Consider the following 22,561-nt stretch of genomic DNA (forward strand, 5'->3'; position numbering starts at 1 on the left):
AAAACAATTGCTGCTATCGAACTAAATAGCGTCTCGCAAAACTCAACTCGAGGGATGTCTATTTCAATAGAAGGAAACATCTATTGAATAATCCATTACTAGCTAATTTGAATTGAGAGAAAATCACATCCTAAAATACGTTTTTCCATATCTGCTCCATCTTTCAAATATTTGAACTATAACAATCTATTCCTTGTCCCAATCCAGTATGATAATAATTAATAGAGAGATTAAAATTTTTGTACTATTAGTGATTTAAATTACTCGTTCCACAAAAAAAGACACCCCCTTCCATTTAGCATCAAAGGGAGTGACTTACTCATTATCAAGTACTATATTTAAATGATTTCAATGATAGGCAGAGCGCTATGACAAAGCATCCAATTAAGATAAATAGTGATTGGCACCAACTAGTCAAATTAACTAGTAATGCCCCTTTAATTCCATGTAAAAACCATTCAAATGGATTGATAATACTGATATAATGGACCATTTTAGGAGCTTTATCCATTGAGAAAAATGCATTACTACATAGTAGCATCGGTATCATTAGCGCATTGGCAGACATACTTAAATGCCCTTCATTTTTTACTAAACTTGCAACAAAAAAGCTAAGAAATACAAAACTTAAAGATGCTAGTAAAATAATGGGGGTCATTAAAAGGATAGTGTTAAACGAGAGATGTAGTGGATGAATGACTTTGTAAAAGAAAAGCACGATATATGAAAGAACTATGGCGATGAAAGACCATGCACAAGAAACGCTAATAAAATACTTCCACAAAGACAAAGGTGTTGCGTGAAGTAAATTGTAAACGCCCCTCTTGCGTTGTGATAAAGAGACAAAAGCAGTAGTCATAAATGAATAAAAGAAAACACTAGTTGCAATAATTCCATTCACATAGTTTTCAGCATAACTTGGCGCAAATATTTTTACGGCCACAATCGCAGTAAACGGCATGAAAATTGACCAAAAAAGTAGATACATATCTTTTATAGCAGATTTTAAATTTAAAACGAAAATAGTCTTCATTTTATCCTTCTCCTTCACTTCGTTAATTTTAAAAATAAATCTTCTACATTTTGAGCCTGATATTGAGCTAGTAAATCATGATGAGCACCACACGCAACCACTTTACCTTTATTCATCATGATGATTCTGTCAGCAACATTGCTCACTTCCGCCATATCGTGAGATGCAAAAAGCACCGCAACACCTTTTTCCTTTAAACCTTTCATCATGTTTTGAATTTCCTTTTGACCTCTGAGATCTAATCCAGCAGACGGTTCATCTAAAATCACTAGTTTTGGATTATGCAATGTTGTCACAACAATCGCTAAACGCTTTTGTTGCCCTAAAGATAATTTAATGGCAGGCATCTTTTTTACATGTAATAAATCAAAAGAAGCAAGTTTCTCTTCCATCATTTTATTGGAAAGAACAACATTATAAAATGCAGCAAATAGTTTTACATTATCCTCTACCGAAAAGCCTTCAAAAAAAGGAGTAGATTGTAGCTGCGTGCCAATTTCTTTTTTATAATTTGGCGTCCAGTAATTAATCGTCCCATCATCCTGAGCAATAATACCGAGAAGCATACCGATTGTTGTCGTTTTACCAGCTCCATTCGATCCGATGAGTGCAATTGTTTCCCCCTCTTCAATCTCGAAATTTATAGCATTAACCACACAACAATCCTTATAGTATTTTGTTAAATTACAAGCACTAATTAGTTTTTTCACTAGCTGTCCTCCTACTCAACATTGTATACTCAACTTTGACTATATGAGGATTTTTTAACTCCCTCAATTATTCGAGAGAGTTATTTTGATCTTTTTGCATTATTTTTATAGCTTGCTGGACAAATTTTTGTTGCACTTTCACAATTTCCAACATATTGGCAAATGCTAATTGCGTTAGATCTGGAATTTCGTCTTGCATCGCATGCATTTTCGCCTGATAACCGACTGTAATAGCTTTTTCTTCATCGTCTAAAATTTTCATTTGCTTTTCTAATGCATAAATAGCTTTTTCGTTAGGAAGCTTAAATGCAAAGGACACGCCAGCGTACAAAGTTGTGGGATAAACAACAGAAGATTGTTCTAACGCTTCAATAATTAATTGTTGTTCATATACTTTGCCCTTTTCAGTAATTTGATAAATTGCTTTTTGTCTAAGTCCTGTCGATTCAATACTAGCAACCTCGATATATCCATCTTTTTCAAGCTTCTTCAAAGCATTGTAGATAGAACCAATAAGAACACCGCCCCATCTTTCGGCATCGTTCAATTCAAGCATGACTTTAATATCGTAGCCAGTCATTGGCTTTAAGCCCAGCATTGCAAGCACTAATAATTTCGTCACAATAATCACCTTTTTATATTCAACGTTGAGTAAAATGAATATAACTGGAAATTCATTGTTTGTCAATAGGTGTCTACCTACTGTGATAAAGCGTCTCCATTGTTTTCAAAAGATTTATAATACATAAATACAACTCTAATTTTTAGTTTTGTGGTATACTACTTTGAGTAGCACCATCAAAGGGCACAACCAATTCTCTAGCTGTAGCGTATTTTACGTTACAGCTTTTTTATTTTTTTATTAAAAAGAATATACTCCCCCTTCTTTTTACAATATAATATATAAACTAGAAAACTTTCCTAAATCATTAACCAATTCCGCATATAAGGAGAGATTACCATGTTTGTAGAGAAAATCTTTGAAAGCTTCCCACTATTGAGCTCTACCAACTTACAATTTAAAAAAATTGAAGAAAGCCACTTAGAAGAGCTATTTGCCATTTACGATAATGACAAGGTATTTGAGTATTGTGGCATTATCCCGAAGCACAATATTCAAACTGTCCAAAAAATGATCGGTCATTTTGAACGTGACTTCACGAAAAGAAGTCGAGTAAAATGGGGGATATTTCTTAAAGAGCAGCCGAACACTTTAGTAGGCATAATCGAAGCGATGGATTTTAATCACAAGGTGAACATGGTAACAATCGGGTATTATTTAGCAGAGGACTATTGGCATAAGGGCATTGCAACAGAAGCTGTACAAACGATTAGCAAATTTTTATTTGAAGAAGCAGACATAAATAGAATTCAAGCAGAAGTAATGCCGATGAACGATGCATCAAAAAAAGTGCTATTAAAAAGTGGTTTTATAAAAGATGGATTATTGAGACAAGCTTCTTTCTGGTCAGGTAAAGGGATTATAGATTTAGAAATCTATAGCATGTTGCAAGAGGATTACAACAACTAAATTGCCAGGCTGACTAAATCCTATTCTGTGCTGTAATAGCATGGTTACCTGAGCTGACCATGCTATTACAGCACTCTATCAACTTTATACAGGCGTATATCTATGATAAATAACCAAATATGCCAAGCTCTAATTGAGTGCCTGGGCTTCAGTGTGCGTAGGTCTGGCACATCTTAACGCTTTGTATAGAGAAGAAAAATGGTACATAAATTAGTACTATTCTATATAAATTCAATTAAAGTAGTCTTGAATAATATAAGCCACGTTCATGTAATTGAACGTGGCTTTTCTTGTTATAGCAAAACCTTCTTTTAATTAATAAATGTAGAAATCTTTCCACTATAGGTAGCTAAATAACCTTTTCCCGCTGGCATAGCTCCTTGTAATCTTAGATTTCCTCTATATAAATAACCGTCAATCCATTTTTCATAAGGATACAATGTTGGTATAGAACTATTAAATGTATAGTACACTTGATGTGATACATCTGCATAAAGATAAAAACCTCGTGGATTAATATCAGATTTAGTGATTGTCTCTGATATTATTTCTCCATCTTCATATTCTTTATTGATGTCGAAGCCAAGTGGTAGTTCTGTTACTGGTTCAGGTTCTGTTACAGGCTCTGCTATTGGTGTAAACTCCCTATCATCATTAGAGTTTGTTTCCTCGGCAGCTAAAGAGATTGCCGAAAATGCAAAAATACCCAAAACTAAAGTAAACGCGCACAACAAAATACTTAGTCTCTTCATTTTCTTCATCATCTCCTTATAATTGAAAATTACTTTAATTATAAAAAACAAACACATAATATTCAATATTTTTAAATAATTCTAACTACTATAAATAATTTATTATTGGCAAGTGTAATAGTTCTTGAAAATTTGATATTTCAATTATTTGATTCTAGTATATAAATTAAGTAGTTCTACATATGACATTTATTAGTTCCTTCAGCAACAGATAATAGCAAAAAGAGAGGTGAATTTTGTGAAAAACAAAACTATTCCCTTTATTTTTTTAACATTATTCGTCATTTTCTGTTTAGGGATGCTATTATTCTATAGTCTTAGCAATAAATAGCAATGTTAATCTATCATCATTTGTATCCCAAGCAAACATCCTAAGTCTGTAACCATTTTAATGCAATAAAAGTACTCTAAACAAATGTTGCTTTGTTTAAAGTACTTTTATTGATTAGCTAAATGAAAATTTAAAAATCTTTCCACAAATCAAATCTACAATCTTAAGATTTCGATTCTCGCCATTTCCAATATGCTTCATATAGCATATCGTGTAGAAATTCCTCATCCTCTCGTTCCTCATCTAGACCTCTCCGTTCTAGTTTTAGCCCTAACCACACCGTATTATCATTTCTAAATTTAGGATCACCAACACCATCTATAATACAGAAAAAGTGAAAAAAGATTGAAAGCATCCGATCGCGAACAATCTTTTCAATGCCACTAATACCTTGATGCGTAAAATTATTGGCATTTAACGCGTTGAGTTCCTCAGCAGTTAATTTTAGCTCATCCTCTATGCCTACGATCGCGTTTTCTGGATGACGTAGGCTATCACCTATTTTAGAGTATTCTTCAATTAGTTCATGAACCTCCATTAGTAAACACATTTGACTATCCATCTAAATCACCACTTTTAAGTTAATTTAGAAAAAATCAACGACTATCATCGCTAAGCCATTTCCTTAATGGTAGCTTATTTACTTACACCATACAGTTCAAAAAGTTCGCCTGATTCATATTGTTCAAGAACTATGCCCGCATGAAAACCGGTCATATTATTCTGTTCCATTCCCGCAATCCTTTCAAGTATGTTTAAAGCATCAGCTCTACGATAGTCCACTACAATTGCATAAATACTACAAACATATAAAACAAAAGAATTTTCATGTAGAAATAACTCATCTAACACAGCTGTTGCAAGTTCCGATGATTGTTTTAGTTGATCCAAAATAGCTAACAGCGCCTTATTTGATTTATTTCCTCTTTTGTAATCGCCTGTCATCTGTGTTTGTTCTGCTATCAAGGCATGTTTGATAAACTCTTCAACTAATATTTTTTTATCTTGCATAGTAGCACCTACTATAAATTACAAAAAAGCTTATCGATATTTTCGAAAGTTAAACTTTTTGAATAAAAACAAAAAACTACTCCTTTTTCATGGTATTTTTTAGTCGTCTTTTAATCTCTGTTGCATGTAAATCTATATCTTCTTTATCTTTCAAAGTGTTTTTAAGCACCAAAATTCCAAAGATTAGCATTGCTATACTTAAAGGTACATATATGAGTAGAAACACCTCTTTGCTGACTTTATTAGTAAAGAATAAAATTAGTAAAAGGAGAGTTATTACAATAATAAAACTTACATATTTATTATATTTGTAAGACATACAATGCACCCCTTCTAGCTTTGAATTATTTGATATTTCAGTTAATTTAATCTAGTAAAAAAATTATAACACACTTAGGAGGTGCATGATATGAAATTAACACTAAAAATAACTAGTTTATTTGCCGCTTTTCTTTTATTGAGTGCAACTTTAAGTAGTGCTACATATGCACATTCACTAGTTCCTTCAGCGGCTATTAAGACAGAAGAAATTACTGGTACTAATGATTTAATTAAAGCAAACGAAAATGGTGTTGTGGAAAATGATTTTAATATTATTAATCTACCAAGTGAATTTGATGATGGAATTCTTCTGAAAAGTAAGGGGACCGGAGAAGATTTAAAAATTGGTATACCGAATAATATGAAGTTAAGTAAACCTACAATTACAGAATCAGGTAGCTATGAGTATAAGAATGACGGTCCAGTAGACTTGATTTTGCAACCGACGGAATTTGGCGTTAGAAGTATTGTAAATATTAAAGATTCAAGTGCTCCAAAGGAATATAAATTTGAGTTGGATATACCAGAAGGACATAAGCTCATTTCATCTACTGATTACTTTGGTGACGTCCCTGGAAATGGGTTAGATACAGAAGAAGTCTTTATTGTAGATGAAAATAACATTATTCAAAGTGTTTTCGGGAAAGCTTGGGCAGTTGATGCTAATGGTGTAGATGTACCTACTTATTATGAAGTGGTTGATAACACTTTAATTCAAACCGTGAATTTTAATGAAAATACTGCATTTCCTGTATTGGCAGATCCAGATTGGGTTGCAATAGGAGCATGTAGTGCAGCTTTAGTTTGGTTTGTTGGTTCAAATTTATTTGTAGCAGCTAAAATTATTAAAGTTAGAAATTATATTAAAGCTCTCGGTGGTTTTAAAGAAAGTGCAAAATTAATTGCTGGTGCTACATCTTGGGAAGAAAAATTACGTGTGGGTGGATCAGCTTTACGTAGCTTAGCAGCAGAAATTACAGGTGTTACAGGTTTGTATGCGTGCACTAGATTCTTTAATAAATGAGAAAATAATCAAAAGACTTAAAGAAGGGTAGACAGATATGTCTGCTCTTTTTTTGTACTACTGTAGAAGCAAGAATTTAGCATTGATTTTCCTGTACAGTTTATGATAAACTCCGAAATAGAACACACATTCCCCCTCTTTTATTACTTTATCGTGAATATTTTGTAGTACCTTATGTCCATGGTGCGAGAGGATAACTTAAAACTATAAATATTAATGTCGGATAATCTGTAGTTTTATCTATCAAGTAAAATAGCCCCTAACAAAAAAAAGATTGTCGATGCTCCCCAAGTTTAGGAACACCTACAATCAAAGCACCTCTATTAACCTACTTCTATACTTTTAGTAGCTTGCTGAATAAGTGCAGCTACCATCGTATCCATTTGGGCAAACCGATCGTCCTTCGTTTGCCCGTTGACGTAGCGATAGTAAATTTGCTGGCAAATGACTGCTAATTTAAAATAAGCAAACGTAATATAATAGTCGATTGTAGAAACATCGCGTCCACTTTTCGCCGCATAGCGAGCGATAAATTCCTCTCTCGTATAAAAGCCCGGTAACGTTGTAATCGGTGGCTCCCCTAGAGCATACAACAACATTTTGGGATCATCTGCATGCATCCAATAGCTCATTGCAACACCGAGGTCTGCTAATGGATCACCCACAGTTGTCATTTCCCAATCAAAAAGCCCAATCATTTGTCCATAATCTTGTGAAAACATAGCATTATTAAATTTATAATCATAGTGAATAATTGTCGCCTCTTGATATGTCGGACAATTATCCTTTAGCCAAGCAGTCAGCGCTGTTACCTCTGGAAGCTCTGCTGTTTTCGCTCTGTCGTAACGTTCAACCCAACTATGCACTTGGCGTTCCATAAACCCTTCAGGCTTGACTATTTCTTTTAACGGAGTCTGTTGATAAGGTATAGCATGGAGCGCTACTAATGAATCCACCATTTTTTCAGACAATTGACGTGCTAGTTGTTCTGTTGCTACTGTCCCTGATGGGAATTGCGTATCCAAGACAATACCCGTTTTTCGTTCCATTAAGAAAAAATCACTGCCTATAATGCTCGTATCTTCAACATACACATATGGTTTTGGTACGACTGCTAAAAACGGATGGAGCGCCGATAAAATAGTAAATTCACGTTTCATATCATGCGCTTTTTTCGCAACAGGCCCAAGAGGTGGCCTACGAAGTACGACTTCAAAATCTGCAATTTTCAAACAGTAAGTTAAATTTGAATGACCAGCACTAAATTGAGTAATCTCTAGTTTCCCTTCCGGTATGTCTGGGAATTGTCGCTTTAAAAAAACATGTAATGACTCTGCATCGATCCGTTCACTTCTTCTTACTTGCATCGTATCCATAGGAACCCCCCTTAAATAATTGCACTCATCCCACCATCAACGACAATAACATCACCTGTCACATAATCCGAAGCTGCAGCTGCTAAAAATAGTGCAACGCCCTTTAAATCATTGTCAGAACCTAAACGCTTTAACGGTGTAGCGCCCATTAAATAATCTTGACCTCGTTCAATTAAGACATTGGACATTTTCGTCGGGAAAAATCCGGGGGCAATCGCATTAACGTTAATACCTGATGGTCCCCACTTCACTGCTAAATCTTTCGTTAACGTTATGACTGCACCTTTACTTGCGTTATAGCCGACTGTATCCATAAAATCAGGTAGTGTTCCACCAAGTCCAGCAATAGATGCGATATTAATAATTTTCCCAGCATTTTGTTCGAGCATAACTTTGCCTACAGCCTGCGACATTAAAAATGTGCCATTGACATTGACATCAAATACCTTTTGCCAAGCTTCATATGGCATGTCCACAGCCGGCGTCCCCCAAGAAGCTCCACTGTTATTGACTAAAATATCAATCTTGCCAAACATTGCTAATGTCTGTGACACCACATTTTCTATTTCTTCGGGTTTTGTCACATCACAGCCAAGCGCCAGTGTTTGTACACCTAATTTCGCAAGCTGTGCGGCCACTTCTTCACAAGCCTCCACTTTTCGTGAACATAACACAACATTGGCACCAGCCTCTGCAAAGCCTTGGGCTATTTGTGCACCGAGCCCACGACCACCACCGGTAACAATAGCCGTTTTCCCTTGCAAGCTAAATAGGTCAAGAACAGTCATTTTACCAGCTCCTTTTGCTTTGGGGCATGTTTTTTCAGTTCTAATTTTGCTACAGTATTGCGATGAACCTCGTCTGGTCCATCTGCTAAACGCAATGTACGTGAATTGGCCCATTGAGCAGCTAATGTCGTATCGGGACCTACTCCAGCTGCGCCAAATGCTTGAATAGCTCTGTCAATAACCCGCAATGCCATATTTGGTGCTACTACCTTTATCATGGCAATTTCTGCCTTCGCCTCTTTATTGCCTACTGTGTCCATCATGTACGCAGCTTTTAACGTTAGCAATCTTGCCTGTTCAATTTCAATGCGCGACTCAGCTATCCGTTCACGCATGACGCCTTGATCTGCTAAAGGTCGATGGAATGCATGACGCTCCTGTAAACGTTTGCACATTTCCTCTAAAGCACGTTCGGCTGCTCCAATGAGGCGCATGCAATGATGAATACGTCCCGGACCGAGTCGTCCTTGCGCAATCGCAAAACCTTTGCCTTCTCCCCATAATATATTGTCCACAGGTACTCGCACATTGGTAAACGTCACCTCACCATGTCCTTCTGGTGCATGATCATAGCCAAAGGCCGTTAACATGCGCTCGATTTTAACACCTGGAGCATCCATTGGCACTAATATCATGGATTGTTGTTCATGAATAGGTGCTGTGGAATCCTTATGTTTTCCCATAAAAATCGCCACTTTACAACGTGGATCACCAGCTCCTGTTGTCCACCACTTATGACCATTTAAAATATACTCATTACCATCACGTTCAATACTCGCTTCAATATTAGTCGCATCACTAGAAGCTACTGCCGGCTCTGTCATGGCAAAGCAAGAGCGAATTTCCCCGCGTAATAGCGGCTCCAGCCACTGCTTTTTTTGCTGCTCCGAGCCATAGCGTACAAGCACCTCCATATTCCCCGTATCAGGGGCATTACAGTTAAACACTTCTGGCGCTATTAATGAACGCCCCATAATCTCACATAAAGGAGCATACTCTAAATTTGATAAACCAGCGCCATACTCGCTATCAGGTAAAAATAAATTCCATAGCCCCGCTTCCTGTGCTTTACGCTTCAATTCTTCCATAATCGGAGGAATCGCTCCCCAACGATCCTCCATTGCATCCACCTGTGCCGCATATACCGCATCATTTGGATAAATATGCTGCTCCATAAAATTCGATAGTTTTTCTTGCAGGTCGACTACTTTTTCACTATAAGAAAAATGCATATGAAAGCCCCCTTTGTTTGACAATCCGATTGAAATGAATGATTGTTCATTCTTATTCTTACAATAAATGTTACCGCTATATGCCATGTAAATCAATCATCTATTTCAGAAAAATTTGAACAAAGGAGAAAATATACACCCAAAACAGCATAAATCCTCAAATTGTTTTTCTTTCACTCTCTTATTTTTAATTATTTTAAAATAGTGTGAATATTATTTTCCACTGGCAAAGTAATGAACAACCCCATCAATAAATTGACTGATGGCAAAAGGTAGATGACGACTTTTCAAATACACTAAATAAACATTCCTTTGTAAATTAGGGCAATCAATTTCTTTTTGCACAATCGTCTTGGCCGTCGGTCCCTGTAAATAATTTTCAGGCAAAATGGTAATGCCTAGGTTTTCACGCACAAGTGAAACGGCCGTTTCGAAACGTTCAATTTCAAATTGTACGTTAATTTCTTCACCAGCCTGTTCAAATGCCTTCAAAATGTCTTGTCGGGTTTGGAACCCATCTGTACTAATGATAAAGGGCTCATTACTTAAATCCGCAATCGTCAATACATCTTTGGTCGCTAACGGATGCTCTAAAGGCAATACTGCTACTAGTCGTTCCTCATACAAGCACTTGACTTCAAGCTCATCATCATCCATCAACTGATTAGTAATGAGGACATGTGTTTTATAGCCCTTGAGTGATTTTTTAACACGTTTACTGCCTAAAATATCAACTAAATGAAACTTCATTTGTGGATAAACCTTTTTATATTTACCAATTGCTTTCGGTAACCAATGCTTAACAGATTCCATCACCCCGATTGTTAAGTCGCTCGTTCCGTGAACAATCACTTCGTCCATTTCAATTTTTAGCACTTCCATATTTTTTAATATAACTTTTGCGCGTTCATAGAGCAGCTCTCCCGCTTCCGTTAACTGCAAATTTCTCGTATTTCTATCAAGTAAAGAAGAACCAACTTCTTGCTCTAATTTCTTTATCGCATTACTTAAAGAAGGTTGAGAAATATGCAGTTTTTCGGCTGCTTTCGAGTAATTCATGTGCTCAATCACGGCAATAAAATATTGTAATTGTTTTAAATCCAAAACAGCATACCTCCATATTTATAGTTAAAAACTATAGATTAATAATAATTATATATTAGTAAATATAATTATGTGAATATATAATAAATTAACACTACATGAATAATGTTAATGGAGTTGATAAAGAGATGTATACAATGACAGATCAAAAACAATGGAAAGGTCGTATAGATTCAACTACTAATCCTAGTAGTTTCCGTTTACACCAAAAAGTAAAACGATTAGCTATTAATGATGTAAGCGCTTCACAACAGCAAAATGCTGGAATTGTCGGTTTTATATGTGATGAAGGTGTACGCCGTAATCAAGGACGTGTTGGTGCAGCTAATGGACCAAATGCGCTGCGTGAAGCATTAGCGAGCTTACCGTGGACATTTGATGCGCAACAAGAAATTGTTGATGTCGGCAATGTTATTTGCCTCAATCATGCGTTAGAAGATGCGCAGCGTGAGCTTGGTGAAATTGTCCAAAAATTACGCACAAAAAATATGAAGTGTATTATTCTCGGTGGCGGACATGAAACACTGTACGGACACTATTTAGGCATACGTGCCGCACTGCCAAAAGATGCGAGCATCGGCATTATTAATATCGATGCACATTTTGATTTACGACCATACGATGAACAGCCTTCATCCGGTACAATGTTCCGTCAAATTTTAGAACAAGATCCACATGCGGATTATTTTGTACTAGGCATTCAACGTTACGGCAATACGCAGGAGCTGTTTGATAAAGCACATGAGCTACAAGTGAAATATGTGTTAGAGGACCAAATGACAACGGACAATCAAACAAACATCATGAATGATCTACAACAGTTTATGGATCATCATGATACGATCTTACTTACGTTATGTATGGATGTCTTAAATACAGCCTTTGCACCTGGCGTAAGTGCACCATCACCATTTGGACTAGATACAAAAACTGTACGCTCCATAATTCAAAAAGTAGCATCACATCCGAATACTCATTCTTTTGATATTTGTGAAGTAAATCCATTACTAGATGAAAATGGTCAAACAGTTAAATTGGGTGCTTACTTTGTCTATGATGCACTCAATCACTTAATTAGGGGGAACGGTTCATGATCGAAATTAATCAAATAACAACAATATTTCTCGCAGTCGCACTATTTGCATTTGGTAGTTTTCTTATTAATAAAGTAAACTTTTTAAAGCGCTTCTGTATTCCAGCACCGGTAGTTGGGGGCTTACTGTTCGCAGCATTAGCTACTATTTTAAAAACGACTGGCGTTTTAGAAATTTCGCTTGATACATCATTACAAAGCTTATTTATGATTACATTCTTCACAACCATTGGTTTAGGTGCTAGCTTTAAACTTGTAAAGCTTGGCGGTAAACTGCTCGTGATATATTGGTTGGCATGTGGCTTCCTTGCGTTAATGCAAAATGTTATTGGTGTGTCACTTGCTTCTCTTATGGGCATTCATCCACTAATCGGTATGATGGCAGGAGCTGTATCCATGGAAGGTGGCCACGGGGCTGCCGCTGCTTTCGGACAAACTTTAGAAGATTTAGGGATTTCTTCAGCAATGACAATCGGGGCTGCCGCTGCAACATGTGGCTTAGTAGCCGGTGGTCTAATCGGTGGACCAATTGTAAAATATTTAGTTGGTAAATACAATTTAACACCTGATGAACAAGAAACAAAAGCTGTTGATTATGAAAATAAAAATGAACAAATTACATCGGATTCATTCTTTACACAAGTGGTGATTATTACATTTTGTATGGCTGTCGGAACATATGTGGGAACTTTATTCTCTGAAGCTACAGGTTTCGTTTTACCAGGCTACGTAGGGGCTATGTTTGTCGCGGTATTCGTTCGTAACATTTTAGATAAAGTGAAACCGAATGCCATTAACATGAAAAGCATTTCTTTAATCGGTGACGTTACATTAGGGGTTTTCCTATCAATGGCGTTAATGAGCATTAAATTATGGGAAATTGCCGACTTAGCATTACCTCTATTTATCATTGTATTTGTACAAGTATTATTCATCGTTCTATTCTGTATTTTTGTATTATTTAAATTACTAGGCAAAAATTATGATGCGGCCGTAATGGTAGCAGGTTTTGCAGGACATGGCTTAGGTGCAACACCGAATGCTATGGCGAATATGTCTGCCGTTGTTCAACGCTTTGGTCCATCTACAAAAGCTTTCCTCGTTGTACCAATTGTCGGCGCATTTTTAATCGACGTCTTTGGTATCCCTATTATTATTACAACAATTAATCTATTTAAATAACATTAAAAAGCCGTGCACAGACTGCACGGCTTTTTTTAATGATAGTCATAACTTCATAGATTCCTTATTGTAGTATGTCGCTAACAGTCACACATTCATAGCCCTGTTGTTGTAAATACAGAATGACATTTTCCAATCCATCAGCTGTCGTCTGATGAATATCATGCATTAAAATAATGCTACCATCGTTAACGGACGCTTTGACATAAGTAAGTATTCTATCGGCATTACGATGCTTCCAATCGAGTGTATCAATCGACCATAAAATAGAAGGCATCGTAATTACAGAGCGAACTTGGTCACTGGTTGCACCATATGGAGGTCGAAAAACAGTTGGATATTGACCGATAGCCTTGTAAATGGCATTGCTTGTGCGATCTACCTCTTCTTTCACACTGGCTTTTGCTAAATTCGTTAGCTTCGGATGATTCCAAGTATGGTTGCCAATTTCATGCCCTTCCTTATACACCTGCTCGACAGTTTTCGGATTGTTCGAGGCGTTTTTCCCAACCATAAAAAATGTAGCCTTGACATTGTACTTTTTTAATATGGCTAATATTTGAGGCGTTACCTTCGCATCAGGCCCATCATCAAATGTTAAAGCTACACGTTTTTTTGCCCCTTTTGCTACAGGAACCCCTTTATTATAAACCTTATTATCAATTATCTTTAAATCTGTTAGCTCAGAAGCCTTTATGTACCCTTTTTGTTCGCCGGCTTCAACATATGCCCAACCTGCCACGATTGTATATTGCTGGACAATTGTTTTGTGTGCTAGTTTCCCTAGAACCTCACCACTCGGACTCGCTGTCAAATGAATAACGGCTCCTTTAGGTGCGTTTACCTGCTTTTTTGTCACCGTTGGCTTTTTAAGTACACTTGTCGCAACATAGCCGTATTCATGGCCATATTGAACATACGACCAACCGCCAGGGGCTGTACCATAGACAACTAACAAACTACTTTCATATAGCTGTCCACCTTTTTGGGCACTTGGACTTGGGTATTTAAATAAGTTGGTACCACCTTTTTTTGCAACAACCGCCTTTTCTGGCGTCAACTCGGCTAATGTCGTTGCTGCTACATACCCTTCTAGCTGTGACATCTGGATATATACCCATTCTTCATTAAAAGGTGTAGCAACCACGAAATTGCCTTGTTTCACATGACCGATGACATTACTTTCCGTTGAAGCTTCTACATAGACCGTTGCATCCATTGTAACCTGTTGGATCGTCCCCGTTCTAACTTCATTTGCAGAAACATGCCCTGCCATCGCTATACTACAAAAAAATGCCCAAATTAAAGCTAAAGGTAATAATTTTTTCATTATTCTACACCGCCTTTATGCAATCACTGATGTCCTTTCCCGTGTAAAATAAGCTGAAAAACATAGGATTTGATTCTTATTATAGTGGAAGCTCTCATCCCAGAAAATAGTAATAATCAACTAGATTTACTAATAGTAAATTTCGACATCAATATTTGTTGATAATCTGAATCAACGGCATATTGCTGAATCGTTCGTTCATGCTTTTGTAAAAAGTACTTTACTTTTTCTACATTAAAAAAGTCGTTTCCTTGAGGTAATGCTGAAAATAAATTGGCCATTTCCTCTATCAGAACATCTCTAGCAATTTCATACCCAACTCCATCCACTTCAAAACAATAACCCTTCGCATTTGGTACTAAAATGGCAGCCATCATTGTGTTATAGACAATCCCTTTATTTTTGGAGATGGCAGACGAAAACCATTCACTTAATGCTTCATCATCGTTTTTGTAAATGACACGCATTACCTCCCCCCTTAAATCGAAGTGATCAACTGTATCGCCATACAGAAAGACTGTACTTGCTATTTTACTAACATTCGTTGCATCCCCTACATATGTGGCAATGAAAGGCTCCCAAGTGGCTTGTTCTACTTCCGGTGCTTGTGCAGTGCATCCAGTAAAAAGGACTGTGCTAAAAAGTAAATAAACGATGATTCTTTTCATTTTTCCTCCTAAAGTGCCTGATATGCTGCCATGGCATCTTCCACATGGAACGGTGGTGTCCAAACATGCCCTTCTGCATTGGTCGTAACAAAAATATATACTTCTCCGTTCTTTTCTAGCAATGATGCTAAACAAAGGCCTGCTTCCGGAGTATAGCCCGTTTTACCACCAAGAATGGCACTTTCCACTCCATCCATTTTAGTAAATAGTGTGCTTGAAATCGTTAATTCATTAGGCACATGTGTTGCATAACTTTTTGTAGTCAACATTTGATAAAAGGTAGGATTTTCAATAGCATACTGAAAAAGCTTACTAATATCACGAACACTCGATACATGTGCTGGATGATGAAGCCCACTGACATTTTCATAATGGGTATCGTATAACCCAAGCTCCGATGCTTTATCATTCATTAGATCCACAAATGCCTTCTCACTACCTGCAATGGCTATTGCTAACGTAGCCGTTGCATCTGCACCAGATGCTAGTAATGTACCGTATAATAAATCTTCAATCGTCACCAAATCGCCAGCTTGAAAGCCCGCCATCGAAGCATTTTGCGCCGTATATTTGGCAATGGTTTGTGGCGTAACCATCGTTTGCATTTGTAAATCTTCACTCGCCTCAATTGCTACAATCGCTGTCATAATTTTCGTTAACGATGCTGGATAAATAATGGCATCTGCATTTTTTTCATATAACACATCGCCTTTTTCATTTAATAATAAGGCATTTTTACTATGTAACGATGGTAGCTCAATATCCACTACTTGGTCGTTTGTATTATTCATATAGAAAAATATTGCAACAGCACAAATACAACAAAATAAACTAAATTTTTTCATAAAAAAAACGCCTCCCACACATTATAATAGGAGGCAATTCTGAATATTCCTGTAGGAAATTTATGAAGAAATTCTTAAGGATTACGCTATTACTCAATATGTAATAAAATAATTAATAAAAATCATCGAATGCTAACGAAATGTTTTGGATCTCTTTTTGCGTTAATTTAAAAAATACATCTTGTGATACGTCCAACTTAAGGGCATTTTCCTTTGCTAGCCCAGCATAGATACCTCTTAAAATACGCCCCGTTAAACCATGGGATATAACAATCACGTTTGCTTCATCTTGGATACTCTCAAGCCAATTTGTTAATCTTGCGACCACCTCGTCGTAACTTTCTCCATTTGGTGCATTAAAATACCAATTATAATGATCGGTGTTTTCGAGCAGAGCTGGCCAGCCATGTTCAATTTCTTTCGTTGTTAAACCCGCCCAATCACCAACAGCTACTTCAGCTAGTCGAGCGTCTTTTTCTACTTTATTAAAGTCATAGCCAATAGTGTGACAAATAATTTCGGCACTCTGTAAAGCTCGCCCTAAAGGACTCGAAACTACTTTCCACTGTTGTGGATTGCCAATAAGATTTTTCAACATATCGGCATTTTGTTGCACCTGTTCCATTCCAACTTCTGTTAATGGCGAATCAAGCTGTCCTTGATAACGTCCTTGCGTATTTAAAATAGTTTCTCCATGTCGAAGTAAATAAATGATTTGATTCAATACCATACCTCCTGTAAATACCAATAATATTCAGATTGTACAGGTAAATTTAAAATAGTACAAATAAATACACTATGGCAATGAGCAAACAGAGTGGGCTATAAAACCACGTATCATTTCTAGCAAATAGTGAATGTGTTATTTTTTTAAAAAATCCAACATATTTAAAATCCCCGATGGCCCGAATAAAGAAAATAACAGCACACCCGGCGCAACCAAATGTCAACAAGGTGACTTCTTGAACTCCTTGCAAATAGATTCCTTGTACGAACAGCAGACATGCCGCTACCAGAAGCAAAAATGCCACCAACAATGTTGCTAATTTCCTAGGGACAAAAACAGGTTCTTGCCCATCTTTCTTTATAGGTACTACCACTTTCGCACCCCAACGACCTCCACAAGCCCAATAAACATGTAACATACTAATAAGAAACAAAGCACTAACAACTAATAATAAAACAATACGCATTGATGCTCTCCTGTTCTTAAAAACATACTTAATCGTATGTTTCAGTTATTAATAGATCCCCCACTGTTATGGGGGACTACATTTTAAATCTTTACTAATAGTTCCAGCATTGTTGCTATTGTGAAATTAGGATTGTCTTTATATCTTGTCATCCAGCCTATATAAGATAAATAAGCGACTTTTGCCCGCTCTAATGCTGCTAAGGTGTCGTGGCCTTTCTTCTCGTACAACCGTGCAAGACAACAAATTCTTTTCTCTTCAATATCCACTAATCTCGTTGCTACTCCTTTGTCATATTTAGCCCAAGCATAAATGCCCATTTCCATGCTTTTATCGCTACTAAAACTTATCGATAAAAGCTGCTCTAATGTTGAATCCGCTTGCTCCATACTTTCAATGATTCGCTTTGTTGCATGGATTTCCCAATAATCTATCATCGCATCTAACAGTTCTTGATGATCGCGAAAATAATGATAAAAACTTCCCTTACTGATTTTCAGCAAACGTGCAAGCTTTTCGATGCGTACCTTATGTATGCCTGCGTCCGCTAATTGTTGTAAACCAGCCTTAATCCAGTCTTCTCTCGTTAATTGTGTCATGTATACCCCCAGTAAACATACACAACCGTATGTTTACTTTAAATTAATTTTGATTCTAAATTTTGTCAATAAAAAAAGCCCCTTACTGATTTTAAGAGGCCATAAAGTTAATCTTGCGTTTTACTTCCTTTATGCACATCAATATTATTATTAATCGTAATCTTAATGTGCAAAAATGTTGGTAAAACACATGCTAGCACTAACAACCATGGCACTATTTTTTTCATCATACACTCCCTATTAATAAAGTATCCATTTAATATATTAATCGTTCATGGTAAATATGAAGATGGAATTGTTAGGCATTATGGTTTTCATGCTAATTGCTAAAACGTACTATCAAACAGGTTTTCCGAAATCGCTAATAAAATATCGCTATCTGTAAATTCCATTAGCTCATCTCTTGATATATTGTGCTGCTGGATTAATCGATTTGACTGAATAGTCACCAGCTTTTCAAAGACATTTCGAATATAGCGACCGTTTGAGAAGTTCGGAATGGATTCAACAGGAATCTGATTTAATTGGGTTTTCATCTGTTGGGCAAATGTGTCGCCATAACGATAGTCGTTATTTTTACATAGCGTTGCAAATATTTCATAAAGCTCATCGGTACTAAAATTATCAAACTGGACAAAATGATTAAAGCGCGACTTGAAACCTGGGTTGGCTTGTAAAAATTCCTCCATACGCTCTGTATAGCCCGCAACAATAATGACTAAATCATCTCGTAAATCTTCCATTGCTTTTAACAAACTATCAATGGCTTCTTTGCCAAATGCGTCTTGCTTATCATTAATTAATGAATATGCTTCATCGATAAATAACACGCCCCCCGTTGCTTTCTTCACAACTTCTTGTACTTTTAAGGCTGTTTGCCCAACATATCCGGCTACTAATCCAGCACGATCTGTTTCAACAAAATGTCCACTAGACAACACGCCAAGATGTTTATAAATTTGACCTATTATGCGGGCCACAGTTGTTTTTCCTGTTCCAGGGTTACCGGAAAATACAAGATGATACGTAATAGGGAAACTTGTTAAACCATGATCTACACGTAAGCTTTGAATTTTAATAAAATTAATTAGATTATGTAATTCCTTTTTGGCATTCGGAAGCCCCACGAGCCCATCTAATTGCGCCTGTAGCTTATTAATTTCCTGCTCTACTTCAGGCGTAATACGTAGCCGTTCACCGTGGATAAATTCACCACTATAAATAATTTTGCCATCTTCATTATAATAATCGCCACGCCCATGCTTTACACCATTTACCAAGTCACCAATATAAGAGGCTTGCCCATTTGCATAATAAAGTGTTCCTTTACCAGTCATAACATCCTCTTTAAATTGACCTTCCGCTTCCAGCACACCGTATCTTGAATATACTTTCCCTTTCCCATGCTTCATATCTTCAAAAAAATACCCTTCATAGTGCAGGCCGGTTACACCTTCAGCGAGCTCCAAGGCAGTTGGCGTTTCGGGGGCATAATAGTACTTCCCAGCCCCTTGCATATGGTTCCACATAAAATCACCTTCGTATTGTAAAAAACCACTCGGATAATATTGTGTCCCTTTTCCTTTTTTCATCCCGTGGACAAAATCTCCTTCATATTGCGGTCGATTTAAATGTGGATATTGCTCCCTTAAATCTTTAAATGGCAGAAGCACATCTTCTTCATAATATAAAGTGCCATAGCCATCCATTAAGTCATTACGAAAATGACCTTCGTAATAGATCTTTCCCTCTTTATATAGTATACCCGTGCCTTGTTTCTTATTTTGAATAAACTCGCCTTGATAGATCATTTGACCTTTTAAATACATAATGCCGTTCCCTTGCTTCATGTGATTGACGAATTCACCCTCGAATAACAATTCACCCTCCTGATCAAAAATTGTGCCCTTGCCATCATAAATATCATGACCAAAATCGTTTTTCTTAACCCCACCACGATACATTAATGTCCCATCTGGGTAAAATAGCTCTTTTTCTTGATGATTATAGTTCATTTTATTGCCTTCCTTTATCAATTCAGTATATGCTCAATTATAGCGTGGAACAGCATACATATGTGTGAATTTTTAGAATTTAAGGAGATTACCATGAAAAGAAGCTATAAAATCATTTTGTTTATTTTAATACCTCTCATTATCTTGTATATTTCGACATCCTTAATGACGCGTGATTCTACTTTCGATAAGGAAGTAATTGAGCGACTTGAAATCAAACAGATAAATGAAATTGAAATTATTCGTGCATCAGATGAAAAAACCATCACGATAAAAAATCCAGCTAAAATCAATGACATTATGGATTTATTTCATAACAAGGACATTCGAAAAGTGTATTTTGCGAAGTCTGATTCTAAAGAGGCTTACTGGTTAACATTACGAATCAATGATCATCGTGAAATCGGCATACGCCTTGATGATGCAACACATCTTTTTGTTTATTTATATGAAGAAAATTATATGAAGGACTATAAGCTGTTGGACAAAGTAGATACTGCTTCAATTGAAGCGTTGTTTTAAAAGAAAGTCCAACGAAAAAAGACGCAACACATTGCTTAGCAAGTGTTGCGTCTCCCCTTTGCCCTTTCGTCATGGAAGCTACTGGATGACACTAAAAATTGCTACTGCCAGGGGGATAGTCTTTAATTTCACCCACAACATGATAGCCTCTTGCTACCCCCTTCATACTCCATAAATTGTATAACAAGCCATTTCTATCGTTCCTGACGTTTCTTCATAATCACAAGGGTTACCAATACAATTACAGCCTTTACCAATATAATAAGTATATAAATGCTAAAAGAAATGATTGCTGGTAATAGCACAAGCCACCAGGACCATGTAATCACTTCTGTTAGCTTTAAAACAATAAAAACAATGGTTAAAAATTCTGCTATCCCATTCGCTCACCACCACTTTTTACTTTTTTGAAGACAGTTCGATGGAACTTATATTGCGAGTATTCGTTTCAATAAAAAGGAGGAAATGTATGGTAAATCTAAATATTTGGTCATTCATTCTAACACTAGGCACTATCACACTATTCTTTATAGTCAGTTCATCTGCATCAATTATCAATTTTTTTCTTACTCATCTTCATTTTCATCCTTTAAACATACTATTGCTCTTAACAATCGGATGTTTTTTTCTCGCTCTTATTGGTTTAAAAGATGTAAAAAATATAGCAACATTAATTATTAGCTATTGTACGATGACGATTACAGTGATTTTCGGAGCTATTCTTTCTTTTATATTATTAATTTGGCAATTGCTCAATTAAAATGATGATAGCATTGAGGTATTGCTTTTAAATTTGGTATGACCAACAAACCTCAGGAATCATCACAAAATCAAGTTGAATAGAAAAAACATGAGGAATCGCCGAAGCATCCTCATGTTAAATCGCATTTACAAAGTATCATTAAAAATCTGCCCATTACCTTCAATACTAATGATTTTTAAACGATTTGTATTTTTAATAAAAATAGATTTATAGAGCTTAGTGCCATTTTCATCCACAATTAATAAAATGCGTTTATCAGTGGAATCAGTTACCTTTTCAAAGTGAATCGTTTGATTATCGATTTGTTCCATAATTTTGTTATATTCAGGTAATGAAGCCCACTCATTCGTATCGTTTGTTTCACTAGTTGTGTCTTCCGCTTCAGCATTTTGTTCTAGTTGTGCCGGCTGTTCGACACTTTCATTTTGTTGATCTACTTGTTGCTCCTGCGATTGTGAAGTAGCATCATTTGTTGCCTTATTTTTTTCCGTTGCTTCATTATTGCTGCACGCCGCTAACATCGTTACGACAGCACAAAATAGTAATATTTTTTTAAACATTTTAAAACGCTCCTTTTTGGCTTATAGTTTACGAAAATCGCTCCACTATGCTATTATTTTTTTGTATTTTTAAGCATAAGGAGGAAATATTATGTCGAAAAACACAATAAAGTGGACCATTATTACGGCTATGCTAACAGCTTATGTGTACATTGACGGCTTTTATTTATGGGACATCCAATTTGTCACAATTCCTTTAGCTGTTATATCGTCTGTTATCGCAATGGTTGTTACGTATAAAGAACATCGACCCGTCTATATGCTTTTAAATGTATTATTCACATTTATCGCGATTGTCGGATTTTTTGTTTTGAACAAGTAATTTTACGATGATAGCTATCAATGTTTTGATAGCTATCATTTTTCACATAGTTCTTTAAAATTCCATCTCAGACAGCGCCATTCAGCAGATGTTTGCTCAAAATCCTCAAAATCCATAGGCTCGTTTGACAGGATATCGGCTTGATATTTAATTATAGCTTTCATAAAGTTTTATTGTAAATCAAAAGCTTTATTTACCAACGTTTTTCAGTCTTAGTATTTTCGTTATTAATCACTAACTGTTACTAAAAATCCTT

At 36.2% G+C, this 22,561-nt stretch carries 25 protein-coding genes; 6 read left to right on the top strand and 19 right to left on the bottom strand.

Features of this window, described 5'->3' with window-relative positions; translation table 11 throughout:
* Window positions 1-325: 325 nt before the first annotated feature.
* From ACIQXI_RS06480 to ACIQXI_RS06490, 3 genes are all read right to left on the bottom strand, one after another.
* Entirely contained in the window at window positions 326-1,033 is a 708-nt protein-coding gene (locus ACIQXI_RS06480) for an ABC transporter permease (RefSeq protein WP_402922732.1), read from the bottom strand.
* Window positions 1,034-1,047: 14 nt separating this feature from the next.
* Complete coding sequence (locus ACIQXI_RS06485; protein ID WP_402922734.1) at window positions 1,048-1,743, bottom strand: ABC transporter ATP-binding protein; 696 nt, start codon at window positions 1,741-1,743, stop codon at window positions 1,048-1,050.
* A gap of 67 nt (window positions 1,744-1,810) precedes the next feature.
* Window positions 1,811-2,365, bottom strand: a complete 555-nt coding sequence (locus ACIQXI_RS06490; RefSeq protein ID WP_402922735.1) for a PadR family transcriptional regulator — start codon at window positions 2,363-2,365, stop codon at window positions 1,811-1,813.
* A 339-nt stretch (window positions 2,366-2,704) separates the two neighbouring features.
* Between ACIQXI_RS06490 and ACIQXI_RS06495 the strand changes: the two genes are divergently transcribed.
* A complete protein-coding gene (locus ACIQXI_RS06495) occupies window positions 2,705-3,274 on the top strand; it encodes a GNAT family N-acetyltransferase (protein ID WP_402922737.1) in 570 nt (189 codons plus the stop codon).
* A 311-nt stretch (window positions 3,275-3,585) separates the two neighbouring features.
* Here ACIQXI_RS06495 and ACIQXI_RS06500 read toward each other — a convergent pair whose 3' ends face one another.
* The 4 genes from ACIQXI_RS06500 to ACIQXI_RS06515 form a co-directional block, all read right to left on the bottom strand.
* A complete protein-coding gene (locus tag ACIQXI_RS06500) occupies window positions 3,586-4,026 on the bottom strand; it encodes a hypothetical protein (RefSeq protein ID WP_402922738.1) in 441 nt (146 codons plus the stop codon).
* Window positions 4,027-4,520: 494 nt separating this feature from the next.
* On the bottom strand, window positions 4,521-4,919 hold the full coding sequence (locus ACIQXI_RS06505) for a hypothetical protein (protein ID WP_402922740.1): 399 nt from the start codon (window positions 4,917-4,919) through the stop codon (window positions 4,521-4,523).
* Between the two features lie 74 nt (window positions 4,920-4,993).
* Window positions 4,994-5,368, bottom strand: a complete 375-nt coding sequence (locus tag ACIQXI_RS06510; RefSeq protein WP_402922742.1) for a hypothetical protein — start codon at window positions 5,366-5,368, stop codon at window positions 4,994-4,996.
* A 76-nt stretch (window positions 5,369-5,444) separates the two neighbouring features.
* Window positions 5,445-5,687 carry a hypothetical protein gene (locus ACIQXI_RS06515; protein ID WP_402922744.1) on the bottom strand — a complete coding sequence of 81 codons (243 nt, stop codon included), beginning with the start codon at window positions 5,685-5,687 and terminating at the stop codon, window positions 5,445-5,447.
* Between the two features lie 90 nt (window positions 5,688-5,777).
* On the opposite strand from ACIQXI_RS06515, the gene ACIQXI_RS06520 reads away from it, so the two are divergent.
* A complete protein-coding gene (locus ACIQXI_RS06520; protein ID WP_402922746.1) occupies window positions 5,778-6,713 on the top strand; it encodes a hypothetical protein in 936 nt (311 codons plus the stop codon).
* 323 nt (window positions 6,714-7,036) lie between these two features.
* Here the strand turns inward: ACIQXI_RS06520 and ACIQXI_RS06525 are convergent, their stop codons facing one another.
* The 4 genes from ACIQXI_RS06525 to ACIQXI_RS06540 all read right to left on the bottom strand — a co-directional run bounded on the left by ACIQXI_RS06525 (window position 7,037) and on the right by ACIQXI_RS06540 (window position 11,213).
* Entirely contained in the window at window positions 7,037-8,089 is a 1,053-nt protein-coding gene (locus ACIQXI_RS06525; RefSeq protein WP_402922748.1) for a phosphotransferase family protein, read from the bottom strand.
* 11 nt (window positions 8,090-8,100) lie between these two features.
* Window positions 8,101-8,877 (bottom strand): SDR family oxidoreductase, encoded by a 777-nt coding sequence (locus tag ACIQXI_RS06530; RefSeq protein WP_402922750.1) that lies wholly within the window; start codon window positions 8,875-8,877, stop codon window positions 8,101-8,103.
* Window positions 8,874-10,109: an acyl-CoA dehydrogenase family protein gene (locus ACIQXI_RS06535; RefSeq protein ID WP_402922752.1), complete on the bottom strand. Its 1,236-nt coding sequence runs from the start codon at window positions 10,107-10,109 to the stop codon at window positions 8,874-8,876. The genes ACIQXI_RS06530 and ACIQXI_RS06535 overlap by 4 nt, the downstream gene beginning before the upstream one ends.
* A 213-nt stretch (window positions 10,110-10,322) precedes the next feature.
* A complete protein-coding gene (locus tag ACIQXI_RS06540; RefSeq protein ID WP_402922754.1) occupies window positions 10,323-11,213 on the bottom strand; it encodes a LysR family transcriptional regulator in 891 nt (296 codons plus the stop codon).
* A gap of 128 nt (window positions 11,214-11,341) precedes the next feature.
* On the opposite strand from ACIQXI_RS06540, the gene hutG reads away from it, so the two are divergent.
* Both hutG and gltS read left to right on the top strand, forming a co-directional pair.
* Window positions 11,342-12,307 (top strand): formimidoylglutamase, encoded by a 966-nt coding sequence (hutG, locus tag ACIQXI_RS06545; RefSeq protein ID WP_402922756.1) that lies wholly within the window; start codon window positions 11,342-11,344, stop codon window positions 12,305-12,307.
* A complete protein-coding gene (gene gltS / locus ACIQXI_RS06550) occupies window positions 12,304-13,488 on the top strand; it encodes a sodium/glutamate symporter (RefSeq protein WP_402922758.1) in 1,185 nt (394 codons plus the stop codon). The genes hutG and gltS overlap by 4 nt, the downstream gene beginning before the upstream one ends.
* Before the next feature lie 64 nt (window positions 13,489-13,552).
* Here the strand turns inward: gltS and ACIQXI_RS06555 are convergent, their stop codons facing one another.
* The 7 genes from ACIQXI_RS06555 to ACIQXI_RS06585 form a co-directional block, all read right to left on the bottom strand.
* Window positions 13,553-14,818, bottom strand: a complete 1,266-nt coding sequence (locus ACIQXI_RS06555; protein ID WP_402922760.1) for a polysaccharide deacetylase family protein — start codon at window positions 14,816-14,818, stop codon at window positions 13,553-13,555.
* 116 nt (window positions 14,819-14,934) lie between these two features.
* A complete protein-coding gene (locus ACIQXI_RS06560; RefSeq protein WP_402922762.1) occupies window positions 14,935-15,486 on the bottom strand; it encodes a hypothetical protein in 552 nt (183 codons plus the stop codon).
* A gap of 8 nt (window positions 15,487-15,494) precedes the next feature.
* The gene (locus ACIQXI_RS06565; RefSeq protein WP_402922764.1) at window positions 15,495-16,331 is read right to left on the bottom strand and encodes a D-alanyl-D-alanine carboxypeptidase family protein; all 837 of its coding nucleotides are present in this window, start codon (window positions 16,329-16,331) and stop codon (window positions 15,495-15,497) included.
* A 112-nt stretch (window positions 16,332-16,443) separates the two neighbouring features.
* The gene (locus tag ACIQXI_RS06570; protein WP_402922766.1) at window positions 16,444-17,061 is read right to left on the bottom strand and encodes a histidine phosphatase family protein; all 618 of its coding nucleotides are present in this window, start codon (window positions 17,059-17,061) and stop codon (window positions 16,444-16,446) included.
* Window positions 17,062-17,104: 43 nt separating this feature from the next.
* The gene (locus ACIQXI_RS06575) at window positions 17,105-17,524 is read right to left on the bottom strand and encodes a DUF3995 domain-containing protein (RefSeq protein WP_402922768.1); all 420 of its coding nucleotides are present in this window, start codon (window positions 17,522-17,524) and stop codon (window positions 17,105-17,107) included.
* Between the two features lie 83 nt (window positions 17,525-17,607).
* Window positions 17,608-18,123 carry a TetR/AcrR family transcriptional regulator gene (locus ACIQXI_RS06580; protein ID WP_402922769.1) on the bottom strand — a complete coding sequence of 172 codons (516 nt, stop codon included), beginning with the start codon at window positions 18,121-18,123 and terminating at the stop codon, window positions 17,608-17,610.
* Between the two features lie 326 nt (window positions 18,124-18,449).
* On the bottom strand, window positions 18,450-20,138 hold the full coding sequence (locus tag ACIQXI_RS06585; RefSeq protein WP_402922771.1) for an AAA family ATPase: 1,689 nt from the start codon (window positions 20,136-20,138) through the stop codon (window positions 18,450-18,452).
* Window positions 20,139-20,231: 93 nt separating this feature from the next.
* Between ACIQXI_RS06585 and ACIQXI_RS06590 the strand changes: the two genes are divergently transcribed.
* Window positions 20,232-20,660, top strand: coding sequence for a hypothetical protein (locus tag ACIQXI_RS06590; protein WP_402922773.1), 429 nt, complete (start codon window positions 20,232-20,234; stop codon window positions 20,658-20,660).
* 888 nt (window positions 20,661-21,548) lie between these two features.
* On the opposite strand, the gene ACIQXI_RS06595 is transcribed toward ACIQXI_RS06590, so the two are convergent.
* Complete coding sequence (locus tag ACIQXI_RS06595) at window positions 21,549-21,983, bottom strand: hypothetical protein (protein WP_402922775.1); 435 nt, start codon at window positions 21,981-21,983, stop codon at window positions 21,549-21,551.
* A 91-nt stretch (window positions 21,984-22,074) separates the two neighbouring features.
* Between ACIQXI_RS06595 and ACIQXI_RS06600 the strand changes: the two genes are divergently transcribed.
* On the top strand, window positions 22,075-22,305 hold the full coding sequence (locus ACIQXI_RS06600) for a hypothetical protein (protein WP_402922777.1): 231 nt from the start codon (window positions 22,075-22,077) through the stop codon (window positions 22,303-22,305).
* Window positions 22,306-22,561 lie beyond the last annotated feature (256 nt).

Origin of the sequence: Lysinibacillus sp. NPDC097195 (assembly GCF_044762075.1) — a bacterium.
GTDB lineage: Bacteria > Bacillota > Bacilli > Bacillales_A > Planococcaceae > Lysinibacillus.